This window comes from Azospirillum lipoferum, from assembly GCF_024170005.1.
GTDB lineage: Bacteria > Pseudomonadota > Alphaproteobacteria > Azospirillales > Azospirillaceae > Azospirillum > Azospirillum lipoferum.
This window is the reverse complement of sequence record NZ_JALJXJ010000027.1, coordinates 62,693-78,317: the sequence shown is the minus strand read 5'-3', so window position 1 is coordinate 78,317 and position 15,625 is coordinate 62,693. Positions and strand designations below refer to the sequence as shown.

4 protein-coding genes and 2 pseudogenes are annotated in these 15,625 nt (G+C 62.4%); 4 read left to right on the top strand and 2 right to left on the bottom strand.

Going from position 1 to position 15,625, the window contains the following annotated elements:
• Window positions 1–107: 107 nt before the first annotated feature.
• A pseudogene (locus J2848_RS34840) lies at window positions 108–287 on the bottom strand (IS3 family transposase); the annotation flags it as partial.
• Window positions 287–424, bottom strand: a pseudogene (locus J2848_RS34835) (IS110 family transposase); the annotation flags it as partial. The pseudogenes J2848_RS34840 and J2848_RS34835, both read right to left, overlap by 1 nt.
• Window positions 425–588: 164 nt before the next feature.
• Here J2848_RS34835 and J2848_RS34830 point away from each other — a divergent pair.
• From J2848_RS34830 to J2848_RS34815, 4 genes are all read left to right on the top strand, one after another.
• Window positions 589–765: a hypothetical protein gene (locus J2848_RS34830; protein WP_170307288.1), complete on the top strand. Its 177-nt coding sequence runs from the start codon at window positions 589–591 to the stop codon at window positions 763–765.
• A 427-nt stretch (window positions 766–1,192) separates the two neighbouring features.
• Window positions 1,193–1,792, top strand: a complete 600-nt coding sequence (locus J2848_RS34825) for a papain-like cysteine protease family protein (RefSeq protein WP_149235314.1) — start codon at window positions 1,193–1,195, stop codon at window positions 1,790–1,792.
• A gap of 261 nt (window positions 1,793–2,053) precedes the next feature.
• The gene (locus J2848_RS34820; RefSeq protein ID WP_149235315.1) at window positions 2,054–10,564 is read left to right on the top strand and encodes a hypothetical protein; all 8,511 of its coding nucleotides are present in this window, start codon (window positions 2,054–2,056) and stop codon (window positions 10,562–10,564) included.
• A complete protein-coding gene (locus J2848_RS34815) occupies window positions 10,561–15,549 on the top strand; it encodes a hypothetical protein (RefSeq protein ID WP_149235316.1) in 4,989 nt (1,662 codons plus the stop codon). Before J2848_RS34820 ends, J2848_RS34815 begins: the two co-directional genes overlap by 4 nt.
• Window positions 15,550–15,625: the final 76 nt, after the last annotated feature.

The window sequence follows — 15,625 nt, the reverse complement described above, 5'->3', positions numbered from 1 at the left end:
CTTCCAGTCCGGGAAACGGGATCTGTTGTCCCTGGAGGCCCGCGGAATGCCACCCGCCGCCTTCAAAATACCTGAACCGTCTTAGACAGGAGGCCATTTGGCTTGAGTCACGCCGCCAAGGCGACGTCCTCGGTTTGAGCATAGTAGCGGGCTTCGGCCTCGGCGGGAGGAATGTTGCCGATGGGTTCGAGCAGGCGGCGGTGGTTGAACCAGTCCACCCATTCCAGGGTGGCGAACTCGACGGCTTCCAAGGTGCGCCACGGGCCGCGGCGGCGGATCACCTCGGCGGCACACTCTGAAAGAACTTCAGAACCTCGCCCCGGCGCAGTTGCCGCCGGACCAGGACATTTCCATTTGCGGCAATCCCATGGACCTGGAAAACATTCTTTGCCAAGTCCTGACTGTTCGTAACCACCTCGTCCATTGACGGCCCCTCTGAGCGGGTTTCTTCGACAGCATCAGCTTGCCACCGATCCCAGAAGGTGGAAGGGCCGTCCACCACCTCACCCCACCTCAGATCGCCGATATCGACAGTTCCCGCATGGTGATCCGCTTCGAGCAGGGCAAGGGGTGCGGATCCCGTCATGCATGGTGCGCTGGCGCGTCATCGACCTGATGCGGCTCTGGAGCGAATTCCGGGTGGCGGCCTCCAAGCAGCCCCTGAGCCAGGAACTGCGAACGCTCGGGTTCCGCAAGCTGTCGGCGCGCCTGCACCATGTCTGCGCGCATGGGCTCATGCATGCTGATCAACGAGCCTTGGTATAAGAACCCTACGCCGATTCATACTCAAGGGAGTAGGATAGGCAACGCCAACGATAATGATCACTCTACAGGCCTCTGGCGCACCTTTGATAGTTGCATAAGCCGATTATCTGATGCATCATCATGCCGTACTAGACATAGCTTGCACCATTATTGTTGTGGATGAAAATCGAGCAGCAACAGATGCTTGAATAGCAGGGCATCGCATTCTCTACCGCTAATTAGTGGTTGAGGCGGCTCCCGTCGACCGTTTGTTTGGCTATCGAATAGAGCGAATCCGCGGCGAGCTTCCCGCTACGCGTTCCTCTCTACGCGTTGTCGCGGTGTTGTCCGCTTACTTCGTAAGGCTCCCTAAATTTCTGGTCAGTAAAGGCTATTCTCCGCAGAACGTAACCTAGAACGTCTTGTAACCGCGACAGGATGGTCAGAGATGATCGCACGCCGTTCAGTGATTTTTGGGGCTGCCACTGCGTTTGCTGTGCACCCAATCACCGCCTTTTCTGTGGCCCCCCTCGGAACGATGTTGGATGCGAAGCCATTTTCGCAGACGAAGACATGGAGCTGCTGGGTCGCTGCGGCCGTTATCTTGTTCCGATGGAAGAACGCGATACCCGTATCGGAGCTCGACGTGGCAAAAATGGCTGGGCCGAACTTTGTCAATGCGTTCAACCAGAACACGGGCCTAAACGGCAGCGAATTCACAGCGTTCGCTGCCGCTCTGGGCCTCAGAACGGAAGCGCCGCAAAACTTCATTCCGGCCGGCTACGAACAGTTGTTGAAGGCGCATGGCCCCCTGTGGATCGGCTCTCGATTGGACAAGGGGACAACGAAGTCCCGTCGCCATGTTCGTGTCCTGCGCGGCGTGACTGGAGACGGGACCTTCAACGGATCGACAGCGTGGGTTCTAGACCCCGCTGGCGGACGGGATTACCAAGCGACAATGACAAATTTTGCAAAAGAATTGGAAGAGATCGCAAAGGAGGAAATCGGAGATGGCAATGATCTATACCCACAAGTGATACATTTCTGATGAACAATTGCTTCCTTATTTATGAAATTCATTTTCCATAAACATTCCTGGACAGGCATGAGTGGGACCCAACAAACCGGGAAGGGTCGCACACATCTCATTCCGTTGACCGGTAACTGCCTCAACGGCGCTTAACCGCGAAGGCCCAGCACATCCGCACCGATTTCATGCGGCTCGGGGCAGCTTGTCTGCGCTCACGTCAAAGCTGGCGTTCAAGCTCAATGTGCTGGACCGCATGCAACTGATTATGGTGACGCCGACATGCTGAAGGCCAAGCAGTTCGCAAGTCAAATCTCCCCGGGGCTGATGACGATCGACCGCCGCAGCTTCCTCGCCGGATCGACCAGCGTCGTCGCGCTGGGCGCGCTGGGCGCCATGCAGCAAGGCTACGCCGCCGAGCCCGGAAACGGCTTCATCATCCTACGCCTCTCCGAAGATGCCCGCCAGATTGTCATCCATCAGAGCAAGAAGGATGAAGTCAGCAAAGCTGTCGAGTTCTTCTGCAAGGGGGGCCAAGTGCTCCGCCTATATGCGGGACAGTTCGGCCCAAATGCCAAATTTGTTCTCGGCCGTCCTTTCCTCACACACGAGAATGAGCACATCATCTACATTGATGATGGCGCGGTCGGTGCCGCAAGCAATCTCCGCCAGGTCATCACACTGCGTCGCCCGTACGACAAGGCGTCGTGGACCATCTCGTTCGAAACCAGCATGTGGGGCGAGACGCAGGAGTTCGGCCCGGTGCCTTTCCTGGCCTTCGCCGGAGGAACGGCCAGATTCGTCAAGCGGATCGAGGCCCGGCACGTCGCCAGAGCAATGCCGTCCATTTCCGATGGACGCCTCACGGCAACCATGCACGGGGCTTGGACGGCGACGATCAATCGCAATTTCTCGGTCCAGCTTGACCGCATCGGCGCGACAGAAATTGTTGCGTTCGGCGGCAGGTTACGCGGCATCCAGAGCCTCTGCATGCAGTGGATGATCGACGATCTCACCCAAAAGGTCCCACTGGATTCCTGCGACTTCGTCGATGTGCGGACGGCGTCTACCGCCCTCCATCAAATTCGGTCAACCGGCTTTGCGTTCGACCAGCTGGATTACACCGACGCAGGCAAGCGGACGGTCCGGCTACTCTCGGCGGGGAAAGACACGCAAGCAGAGCTGCTGGTTTTGCACCGGCCGCAGCAGGGCATGCGGATACCCTCGATAGCGCGACTGAAACTCGCCCGTGCGCAACTCGAAGCGGGGATGGACAAGGCCCGTTTCGGGATGTCGCGGCTACGTGTGCGTGACCTTCTTGTCGTCGAAGCAAGGCAGGCGATGAACCCGCCGAAAGCCACCCCTATCCGTCTCGTGGTATCAGGCCATATCGCCGAGCCGGACCCAGTTGAGTGCCGCCTCGCTGCCGGATTGATCCAGCTGAGCGAGGTTGCGGCCGAGGAGAAGGCAGCACCCGCGGAGGCGCTGGTTAAGGGCACCCCATTGGAACGCACGTTCGACCGGTCCCTCGCACTTCTCGCGCCGAAGCGTGCGCATGAAGACCACGCCAGCGTCCACCTCGCCGCATACTTAGCCGATGGTCACGACCGTCCGACGCCAAACCTGCAAAGCATTGAAATCCGCGTGACGCTGCACGCGGTCGATACGGCGGTGCAAGGCGCGGATTGGAGTCGCCTGCGCTTCGGCGTGCCGCCGCAGACGATGAGCCGTGTCGCTCCGCAGAACCCGCCTTCGAAAGCACGGACCTCCTCGCCTGACAGGCCGCCTTTGCCGAAAGCGGCGACGACGCAGGGCGCACGGATCGACCTGCTGTATCCGATGCCAAGCAGTTTGCGTTCGGATGTCGACAGTGTCGCGGCGGTGTTCCCCGAGGACGGCGCGACCGTCGCCCGCATCGCGATGACCCGCGCCTGCCTCGACATAGGCGTCGGCGGGTCGCTGATTGATCTCCGATTCGGCTTCCGCGGCTTGTCGCTCGTGCTCGGCAAGGAAGCGACACTTGTCCCCGACAATACGGCCTGCGGCGTCATCGTGACCCCCAACGGGGCGGTCGTCGATACGAGACCGATCGTGATCCTCGAACTGCCGCCGCAGCATATTCTCGAGGAGTCATGGTTCCGTCCGGTCCAAATCCCAGAGGCCGACGCTCGCCTAACCCGAGCGCTGCAGCGGGCGAAACAGGTCATCAAGGCTCGGCACGGCAAGTACTTTCCATCCCCTCCTGACCCGCCTGTCTTACCAACCGAAAGCATCGCACGCCGACGTGAAGGTGACGCGGAGTCGGTCGATGCCTTCTATGCGCTTTGGCGCGCGTTTTTCCGCAACAAGAGCGAAAGCGACGGCACGCCGTTAGATTATTACGCGCCGCCGAACCGGCTGCACCTCGAAGACAATGAAGCCGGCAAGAGGATCGACGAGGCGGCGGCGAAATATCGGCCGCTGTTCGTAAGGGAGGTAGAGGCGCCTCCTAGAGCCCCGAATGATGTGCGCGCCCATCTCAGCGGTGGCAGCCGGCTCTCCTTTCGCCTGAATTGCGCGGCGGTGTCGGACGATCTCGGACCGCTCGACGGTCTGCCATTCTCATTATCCTCGCTCACCAATTTCGGGCGTCATGAGCCGGCGGTGACGCGGCGGGCCGAGGTTCTCGTCCGACCATGGCCGGACGGGGCCATGCCGCAGATCGCGGATGCGACGTTCGACAATATCGACGGCACCAACATTCTCGCCTTCCAGGGCATCGCTGCCGGCGCACGCACCGTTTTCGCCCACATGGAAGCGGTGACACGCGCGTTGCAGCGCACTCCCGAGCCGCACGAGACCGCCCTGGAGCTGATATCCCGCCTGATCTTCTCGACCTCGCAGCGGGCAATCTACCTGACCGATAGCGAGCCGCCGCCGGAACTGTTCGAGGCTGCGCAGACCGCCAAGTCGCCCGCATCGGCAAGACCGTTAGACGGTATGGCGGACGCGACGGTCCGTGACAACGAAGAGCTTCACCGCCTCTGGTCCATCCGCCTGCTGACGCGTTCGCTGGTTGGGCCGCAACCCGTCGACATGCGCGTCGTCGCGACGCCCGATTTTCGTCCGGAGGCCGTTCGCCCTTGGCCGAAGGGCAAGCGGAGCCCAGTGCACGGAGCGCCACCCTACGGCAATGCAGCGCCATGGATGATACCGCGTGCCGCTTCGGCGGAGACGGGAGGGAGGCCGCAGCCGGACAAGCTGAGCCTGCTTCAAAAGATCAGCGAGCTGATCGCGGGCGACAGGAGCGAAAAGCAGTGCGCGCGCGAATTTCGCACCGGCCTCAGCGCCAACGATCGCCATCAGCTGCTACTGTTGACCGGCGCCTACGGCCTTCCCGTCATCGGCAAGCGGCAATCGGATGGCAAGGGCAAGTGGACCAGGCTGATTGCCGATTCCGATCAGTTCGAGCCGCAACAATATTGTCTCGAAGAGCTCGATCCGGGACACGCGATCTATGCACCGAAAACGCTCGACGTTGAGGAGCTGTCGCTGTCCGCGCTCGGCGCGACGTTGCGCCATCGGACGCTGTTCAACCCGCCATTGCCCGCGCTGCTGCGTCGCGGCGGTGTGCCGGAAGCGTTCGAAGAAAGGCCGGCGTTCGACGGCCTGTCGATCGAGAAGTGGGAGCATCACAGCGTCCTCGGACGCGATGTGCTGGAGACCGTTTCCTACAAGGGATACCTGCTGCCGACAGGACACAAGGCGACGTTCGAGAAAAGGACGGAACGCGAGTACATCGCAACGAAAGATGGCGGCCTACGTGCCATGCTCGTCCAGCGTATGTACATCAAGGTCAACGAGCCGGTCCTCAAATTCAAGCGGCTCGAGCAGCCATATGAAGGACGGGCATGGCTGGATGGACCCATCGCCATCTCCATACCGGACGATGGCGAGATCGCCGATCCTTACACCCCCTCGGGCGGCCGCGTAGAAACCGAGGTGGGGCTGGCGTTCTGGCCGACACGCGCCAACAGTGACGAACTCGTCGCATTCAACATCAAGCCGAACGGAGGATTGGCTAAGGCGCCGTTGCTCTTCGTCGACAATATCGCGGTCGGCGACCCGGAGGTCCTCGGCAAGCTTGTCAAGTGTTACAACAAGACTGACGCGCCTCCCTCCGTCGACACGGTCAAGAAGCGCCTGTGGTCTTTCGGCAAGGCGAAACTGCGTTTCGCGGTTGGCCGCAATGAGGGTGACAGCGATCTCACCGTCCGCTCACTCGTCGTCCGCGCGAGCGGGCGGACCCGCGTCCTAGAGCCGTTCGATTCCTGGATCGACGCGAACGACGATTTCCGGTCAACGCCGGCGCTCGAAGGCGAAGGTCATCCGCCGTTCTTCCCGATGCTGCAGCATGCGGACCTCATTCTCGACGACATCGGCACGCTGACCGGCAGCAATCCACCGACCGTCCGGGCATACTATGACGGCCAATATGTTCGTGATGGCTTCGACGCCGCCGGCGCGACATCGCTTCGCAACCCGCTGAACGTCTTCATGCATTTCGGTTTGCAGTCTCCCAGGTACGAAATGGGGGCAAACGGCGACCGCACACCGCTCAACCGTCCTGAGCAGCCTCTGTGCGCGCTGAGCCTAAGGGGCCCCCTCGGCTTCTTCCAGCCGGAATTCAAACTGGATCGCGCCCGACCGAAGGCCCCCTTGAAGGACTTCCCCAGTGAAGAGGGAAGGCTGGTTTCGCTCGTCCATCTCTTCGGCGAAGAAGAAAGATCCGGAAGCGGCCCAGGAGTTGCGGGAGCACCCCTGCTGTCCACAACGCCAGCAGCACCTCAGCCGGGTTGGGACAAGACCCTCGAAATCGCAGGAAACTGCTTTCCGCTCGAGGCGAAGGCGTTCTGCGGCACCGTCACCTTCAAACAGCTCTTCAAGCTCGTCGCCGCGACGGGCGTTCTCGACGAGATCCTACCGGCGCTAGAACAGGCGGTCACCTTCGGCCTCGCCGTCGAGCGGGAAATCGGCGAGGCCCTTAAGCTGCTCAAGGACCGCGTGCTGATCCCGACCTCGGAGGTGCTGGCCGCCTTCGAGGCGCAATGGCGGACCCTCGACCAGACCGTGAACCAGGGACTTGGGCGACCCGCTCAGCCTCGCCCGCTGATAGACACGGTTTTTCCGGAGATCGCGGCCAGCAAGCACTTGCTGCGCCTCCGGCTCGACGAGGCCATCGCCGAGGACGACCCGCTTCGCATTCCAGGCCGCCTTTCCAAGCTCCACGTCGCCGGCAAGCGGCTCATCGGGGCGCTGTCCGACCTTGCGCGCCATCCGGCGGAAACGCTCGCCGCGAGCATGCGGACATTGCTCGACGAGAAAATGGGGAATGTCCGCCGGCTGCTGGATGCCGTCGGCCTGCCGCCGGGCATCGTCGAGGCGCTGGCCGAGATTCCGCAGGACCAGGATGCTGCGCGGGACTGGGTGGCTAAGCAGGCCGCCGACATCGTGGTCGACGAACTCGCGGGTCGCATACCGGACCGGCTGCTGCTCCTGCCATGGCCCGTGGTGCAGGCGGCGGGCGCCGAAGCGGCCGCGCTGAAGCAAATCTTCGACGACACCTTCCGGTCCGCGCCGCTGGACCGTGTGGCCCTGCTTTTGGCGATCAAAGCAATCCTGGCGAACCCATCGGATGCGACACTGGCAGGTCTCGCAAACGCGTTGGTCACGCCCCTGCAGGCGCGCGTGCAGACCGTACGGGATGCGATCCAAGCCCATGCCGATATCGGGGCGGCGACGAAGGCTAGGGCGATCTCGCTTCTCGATGTTTACGACCGTCAACTGCAGGACGTCCAAACGCGCGTCGATACCCCGCTGAGCAAGGCGGTCATCGGACGCCTGAGGGCGGAACACGAACGCCTCTCCAGGCTGGATGAGGCGTTCGGGCAGTTGAAGGGAGCCGCCGAAGCCCGGAACCTCTCCAGCGTGCTCACAAGCCTTGCCGCGATCGCGTCCCTCACCGGGCTCACGGGAAAAGCGGATGAGGTCGCAAAACTGGCGGGTGCTCTCGACGAGGCGGCGAACGGATATGCCGAACACATAACGCAAGCGCTTCCAAAACTGCCGAGCATCCCGGAGCCGATCCGTGCGGCCTGCCAGCGGTGGCGGCAGGACGGCAAGACCGACGCCATCGTCGCACTCGCTGGTCTCGACCAACCCTTGGCCTCGATCCGCGAGATGATCGTAGGCGCCGAGAAGGTCCGGAAAGCGATCGAGGACACGCCGAAGGGCGTCAGGGCGGTTTTCGAGGCCGAGCGGGCCGAACTGGCCAAGTATCCGGGCGCGCCGGTGGAAGCGATCGCGCAGGGAATCCAGGCCACCGGGGCGTACATCGGCAATCCACCGGGTTCGCAAGGGGGCCTCAACGATACGGCAGACCTCTTCTGCGGCGTGGTGAATTTCCACGACGCGGCGGAGGCGCTGCGTCACGCACTCACTGAGAAGCGGCTCACCCAGCCGGCAACTGTCCAGGTCGCGGCGCTGGCGGCACGGGATGTTCTGCATAAGGGCATACAAGTGCCGCTGGACAGCATCCTCGATCGCACCACCGGCTATATCAAGAACGAAGGCGCCTTCCTCTCCTCCGCAGCACTCCTTGGCACGCTCGCGGGTATTGCGAATGATACCGGGACGGCAGACGCGGTCAGGGATGCGGCAGAGCGTCTGCGCGTTCAGCTCGAGGCCTTCCAGGGGGAGACGGCCGGGCTGGCCGAGAGCCTGCTCCTTACGCTGAACGATGTTTTGGCGATTCTGGAACAGGCGGTTCGCAAGCCGCTGACAGCTATCCGGGACAAGCTCGCGGCTGCGGTCGCCACAGTTCCGAAGGAGTTGTGGGACGGTCGGTCGCAGGATCTGTTCGAGTCTGCCAGGAGCGAACTGGACAAACTCGGCGAGCAAGTTTTCGCCCCGTTCGCGACGTCGCCGGATCCTGGATCGCCGGTCGACCGGCTGCTCATGGCGACCAGGAATGGCGTGCCGCTGAAAAAAGTGCTCAGCGACGGCCGCTTTTTCGGTTCTGTGGACCAATCCGTAACGACGATCGACGCCACACTCCAGCAACTGTTGCAACATACCAAGGAGCGGATCGAGGGCCTGCCGCGAGCGGCGCTGGTGGCTCTGGACGCACCCGCTACGGCCCTTGTCGGCGCCGGTCGGGGTGGGCTGCGCGACGTTTACAACCAACTCATCGGAGCGCGCAACGAGCTGAGCGCCTGGCTCGAAGCCAATGCGACCTGGATCCCGTCGAACTTGCGCGACCGCACGTTATCGCCGCCGGAGGGGCCGGAGGATGCGCTGGTCGCCGAACGCGATCGGATCGCCAACTTGCCGACCGACACGCCGATTTCCGATCCCGGCCATCGAGCGCAGATCGTCGCCTTTGCACAGCAGTTCGTCAACGGGCCGCCGGCGCCAGTGCAAATCGCGAAAGGAATCGCTGTTCTTGTCGAACAGGTTGTCCGCGGCGATGTGCTGTCGCTCATAGACGTCACCGCGTTGCGCGAGGAGATCGAGGATCGGCTGAGCGCGCTGGTGCCGACCAAGCGCACGATCGGTTACCGCTTCGGCGTGAACCTGAAGGCGGGTGAGGCGGGGGATATGTTCTCGCCCAAGCCCGGCACACGTTTCGAGGTCGGTTTCCGCTCGGAGATCGATCTGCTCCACCCTGACCGCTTCACCTTCGAATCCACCGGCGCGATCGGTCCGTTCGATGTCAGGCTGGTTTCCTTTATCGGCATTGATGCCATCACGCTGATGTTCGCGGGAGCGAGCTTCCGCACCGGGCACGGCGTGCAGCCCTCGTTCGACTGCAATTTTAGAGACTTCGAAATTGGTCCGGCCCTCAAATTTCTTCAGGAACTGCAGCAGTCGCTGTCGATCGGAAGCTCGGGAGCGACGATCAGGCCGCTGACATGGACGTCGGGATTGCGCGTTGGCTACGCGCTCGATCTCGGCGTCGTTCCGCTCGGGTCGATGAGCTTCTCCAATGTTTCGGTGGCGCTCGGCGCCGATCTTCCCTTCACCAATGACGAGGCGGTCTTCAGCGTCTCGATCGGCAGACGGGAGGCGCCGTTCGGCGTGAACGCGACACCCTTCGCCGGCTTCGGGTACCTGGAGATCCTCGCCACCGCCGAGGCCATCGTCGGCTTCGAATTCGGCCTGTCGTTCGGGGTCGGCGGTGCCTACAAGATCGGTCCGCTGGTCGCACAGGGACAGGTGGACGCCGGGTTCGCGGTGCGGACCATCGAAATCCGGGGCAAGCGGGCGACCGAGATTTCCGGCACGTTCTTCGCCGGCGGGTCGGCGTCGATCTGGATCTTCTCGTTCAGCGCCAGCCTGTCGGTCCGGCTGACCCACAACTCCGCTGACGGAGGCATGCGCGGCGAGGCCGTCTATTGCTTCGCGTTCAAGGCCGGCTTTGTGAAGTTCAGCTACCAGGTCCGTGTCGCTTATGGGCAGGACGCCCTCGGTGGCGGATCGAGCGGCACGACGCAGAGAGCCATGCTGGATGCGCCGTTTCCCAATGCGCAGGACGGGTTGGTTCGCCTCGCCCAGGCGGCTACCGGCACGGTCATCGACGCAGACCCCGTCCCAACCCTGGTGGCAACGAACGCCGTCACCGCCAAGAACGACGCCGATCTGATGTGCTTTCCCGAAAGCACAGACGCGACTGCCGATGTGAAGCGGATGGACGAGGATTGGACGACCTACTCCGGTTACTTCGATTATGAGCTGCTGAAGGACTTCCGATGATCAACGTCGTTCCCGTATTCCGGATCGTGCCGAACGGCGTGGTGAAAGGCGACAAGGACAATCGTCTACGCGTCACCGTGCTGGCGACCCCCGTCGTCCAATCCGGCCCCGGAGAGCTGAGCTTGGAACAATGGCCAAGCCGGATCGCAGCGTGGTTCGAAAAGAGCGACTACACGCTCGACCTGACGCTCGAGCCCGCCGAGGCCGGCGGCGCGGTGCGTCCAGCCTGCACGGGAGAGGGATGCCGGGTCAGGGCCGATCTCATCCCGCTGCGTCGTGCCCACGGGAAAAAGCATGCAAAGCAATGGGACGGCATCGTCAAACTCTGGCAGGCGGCGATTCAGCACGCCGGCACGTTCGATCTGCTGGCACAAGCGCTGATCCATTCGAACGGGAACCAGGCTTTCCACGTCCAGATGGAAACGCCGCTGCCCGTAGGCGACGAACTGGAGAAGGCGGTCGAGCATGGAGTGGGCGACGACGGATCCATCAAGGAAACAGGCTCTGGTCAGGGAACCACCGAGACGGTCGCCACGGTCCTGTCGATCAGCCACGCCGACTTTGCGGAACTCCTGCAAACCAAGCGCGGCGAGAGGGTCTGCCGCGCACTAGCCGACACGCACATCCCGATGGTGCGCGGCGATGCGATGAAGACGAAGCAGGTGGAACGAAAATTCCAGAATCCGTCGGAGTCTGCGGTGATGGACAAAGACAAGCAGAAGCTCCTCGTGCGCGAGCTTCTCAAAAAGCGTCTCGCCGCTGCAATGAACGGCACCGCAAAGGCAAGGAGTGAAGCGAGTGTCCAATTCGAAAGAATCCGCACCGAACTGGAAAGCACAGCTTGCGTGGTACCTCCCGAGAATCCCCAATTTCCTCTCAAACCAACGGAAACGGAACTCGTCGCCGCGCAGCAGTACGGCAGCGCGCCGCAAAATGGATCCCTTACCGGGTCCCCGGACGAGCGCGATGCGGTGGCCCAGGCATTCTACGCGCTGCAAACGAGCCCGACATTGTCCCGCGTGTTCGGCCTCGCCTTCGATGCTGAGATCGTGATCAACAAGGCGGCGGAACTGCCGAACGCTCCAGACAGCGGCTTTGCCTATGCCTTTGTCTGCCCGGACGTGGATACGTGCAAACAGTCCAAAGGCGCGACTGCGGTGCGCATCCGCTTCGAGCAGGGGAAGGCGAAGGAGTTCCTGCCGGCAACTCGCGCCGAGATGATCCTGAGTTCGGATTGCGATGAGAAGCTTCGCAACCGCTGGCTGGATGGCCGCGATCAGCGGGACGGGCTGGTGCCGATGGGTGCGTCGCTCGCGAACGCGCAGCGCTTCCAGCTCACCTCGCTGGATGTTCGACGGGCGATCGACCAGTCGCTCGATGCTGATAAGACCGACACCACAGGGGAGAAGGTCCGCGCGTTGTGCGATGCCGGGCAGCGGTACTCCACCGTCGGCTTCGCGTTCAACGACCGGCGGCGCAGCATCGGGGTGATGGAGGAACTCGCGGTCGTCGAGCAGCACCGCACGGATCCCGCCAGAGCCGGGACACTTTACGCGGAGGATCTAGCCGTCGGTCATGTCATCGACGTGCGGGTGGAGGAGCAGCGATCGGACGGCAAGCCGGGCAAGACCAGTGCCTGGCGCTGTCTGATGGAACGCCACGTCGAATTCGGGCGGTTGGAGGAATTCGATGAAGTCGTCCCTGAATTGGTCGGCAGACGTCGGTCGGCCCGCCGGATGGATCTCGAGCGCGACCTAGTTGCAGCGGCAACGCGGGTGTTGCCGAATCCGGCGCTCTATCCGCAAGCCCAAGCCGGCACGGCCGCACCGCCCGAAGCTTCGTCGCCCCCTGCGAAGCGGTTTGTCGATCTCATTGTCGAGGAAGCGGTCGCCATCTGGACGGGTGCGCCAAGGGGGGTAGACACCGGTGCAACGGCGAGCCGGGTGCCGCAGCGTGCCATGAGCGGCATGGAGAACAAGGCATGTTCCTCACAACCCAAGCCGCCGATCGTGCGCACACTCGGCCTTCCGGGTCCCAGAGATGCCGGCCGGGAACGCCGGCCGCCACCGCTGCGCTACGGCGTCGCCTACCGTTTTGCGATGCGGTGCGTCTATGCGGGTGGCGGCGGGCTCACGCTCGACGAAGCCGGCGCCGTGATCCAGAAGGAACCGAAGAGGCCCTATCTGCTGCCCGTGCACGGTCCGAGAACATGCCGGCGCAACGAATCGATTCTTCGGCCCGACGTGCTGATGCTGGCCGATGATGCGCGCCGCGGACATGGTGTCATGGGCTTCGAGAACAGCCTCGATGTCGTGCTGCGCTCGCCGAACGGCACGCTCCAGGCAGACAAGATCTTTTTCGCGAAGGATGTCAAAGAAACGAACCCCTACCCGCTCGGCACGCGCACCATGCCGACCCGGTCAACGCGCATCATCATGCCGCCGGTCGTTGGCATGGAGGATGCGGCACGACATGGGATGTTCGATGGCGCTGGTGGCGATGACAATTGGCGTCGGGGCGCGATGCCGATGCTCGACTATCGAGGCGGATATTCCAAATGCCGCGAGGTGACAGAGAGCGGTTGGAACGCCGATGACGTCCTCGTCACTCGGGAAATGCCGAGCTTCGATACCGGGCACGGCGTCGCCATATTCAAGCTGCGACCAGCGCGCGATGAGGTCCCCGTCCGGGAACGCTTCTTTCCCGATCCAGCGGCGCGCGCCCTGGTCATTCGTGTGCTGCGCAACGGCAGCAAGAACTATCTGCCGGACGAAGCGGCGATCATTCCATTCTACACACGCGGCTCGAAGGATGCACCGCTTCAGTCGAAGGATTACAGCAGCGTAAGGCCGATCCGATTAAATTTCGAAATCGCCGCGCCAAGCGCGGACATGTGCATATTCGATCAGGGTTCGGTGCCGCTTCGCGACAACGGCTTGTCGGTTCAAGCCGCAAGCGTCGTCATCAAGCTGGCCGCCTCGGACGACCTCCATGTGCACATGTGGTGCATTCCCGACGAGGGGACGCTCGAGAGTCAGTTTGCCCTGGTCGAGTATATGACGAGTTGCGGCGAAAAGAGTGCCGCCGCAAAGCTGCTCAGGCACGTACGGAAAAACGGCCCCGTGCCGGAACTGGCGGCAGTCGAGTCCATCACGGCGACGCATGCGATCAACCGGCCGGCCGCTGACCCGATCATCAGGATGCGCTCGGACGTGGTCGACCGTCTGCCTCCGGCTCAAGTGACGCCTCCTTCACCCCCGGCGCCGGGCACCCCGGCCGTTGAGACACCGCCGGAACACACCGGCTTCCTGCTAGACGGGACGATGACGCTCGACACCGCGAGTACAGACACGTTCGAAATCTACATCACCTGCGCCGCGCCTTCCGACGAGATGGATAATATCAACCTGGAGCGAAGCCTGTCGAAGCGACGCGCCGGCATGTGGCCAAAATATCCAGATCCTCGTACGGGCGAGGAAAAATATCTGAATGCGCGCGAGCTGTTCGGTTTCGATGTTGCGGACAATTTTCGTGTGACGCTGCCAAAATCGACCGTGCTGTTGGCGCGTGGAGATCAGCTTCCGCCACCGGAAGACGGGACGTCCACATCGGAGCTGGAGCTTGCGGAGATCTTGCGCGCTGGCTTGAAGCAGGCAGCGGAAGAGAATGCCGAGACATCCGGCGATAAGAAGCTCCGGAAGGTCGCAAGCCCTTTCGTGTTCCGCGACGAGAAAGCGCGCCGGCTGCAAATCCGTGTTGTGGCAATCGGGCGGCATGCGTCGAAGTTTCAGATCCCAGCTACTTTCGCGGCCGAAGCTGGTAGACGCCAGCAGCGACGATCGATTCCGCTAAACCCGAGCGAACAGTGTCGAGTTGGCGAGGCGGACAAACTCATCTGGCTCAATGCGGCCATGCGGCCGCTGGTGCCGGTGTTGAACTCCTGCGAACCCAGCTTCTCGGTGCGCCGCCTGCACCCGATCGGCACGACGATGACGCTCGTCACCTGCCAGCCGAACGTTCGCATCCGCATGCCACGCCCGTGGTTTTCTTCCGGCGAAGACGAACTGCTCGGCGTCGTCGTCGCTCTGGATGAAGACAAGCTTTCACCATCCCCGGTGCCCCCGGATCGCGTGGTCAGCCGCTGGGGTTCGGACCCGATCTGGCAGAAAATGCCCGGCGAACTGCATCTGCGCGGCACAAGGAATTTTGACCTCGAGCGGTGTCGGCATCGACACCGCGTCATTCCCAAATACGACCTGCCCGTCGGTCCGCCAAATGAACCGACGAAGCGGACTCAGCGCACTACCCTCATCCTATTCGAGCCGCATTTCGACGTCGACCGGCAGGAATGGTACGTCGATGTTCCCCTGCGCGAGAGCGTCAGCGCCACTCCGTTCGTTCAGTTCGTTCTCGTCCGCTATCAGGAGCATACCAGCTCGCGCTTTCCTAAGACTTCCGAGCCCGTAACGACCCAGGCGCAGGTGATGCCAAAACGCGAAATCGAAGCATACTGCTTGGACCGTGGCGGTGACTGGCACGTGTCCGTCACGATGCGTGGACTTGCCAACCAAGGGCCATACGTCTCGCCGCGCCTCGCTATTCCCGAACTTGTCCGGCCACGCCTTTCGCTCCGACTTTACCATGAGGATGTCAATCCGAAGAGCTCGTCTAAAGATCGGCGGCATCGGGTCGACGTGATTACCGACATCGAGCGTCGCCTTCGGCTCGAAGAGGGAGAGCCCTGGTACCAGATCGAATCCGGTCAAATGGAATGGAGGCTCGAGACGACGATCGACAAGGCACGGCGGGAGTCGCTTGGCCCCGGCAATTACGTCGCCTACCTGACCGAGACACAACGGTTCATGCCGGCAACCTACGCGGAAGAGCCCGTTACCTGGGACGATATGAACAGGGAGGAGACGCTGGTCACCACGGGGGCGCGCTTCAGTCTTCGTATCGATCTACGTACGCCCACAATTGTATGAGGCGGCGGCGGTATCACGGGAACGGTGGCGGCGTGCCCGTGGCGGCATTATCTTGCTCGGCTGTCGCCTCTCTCTG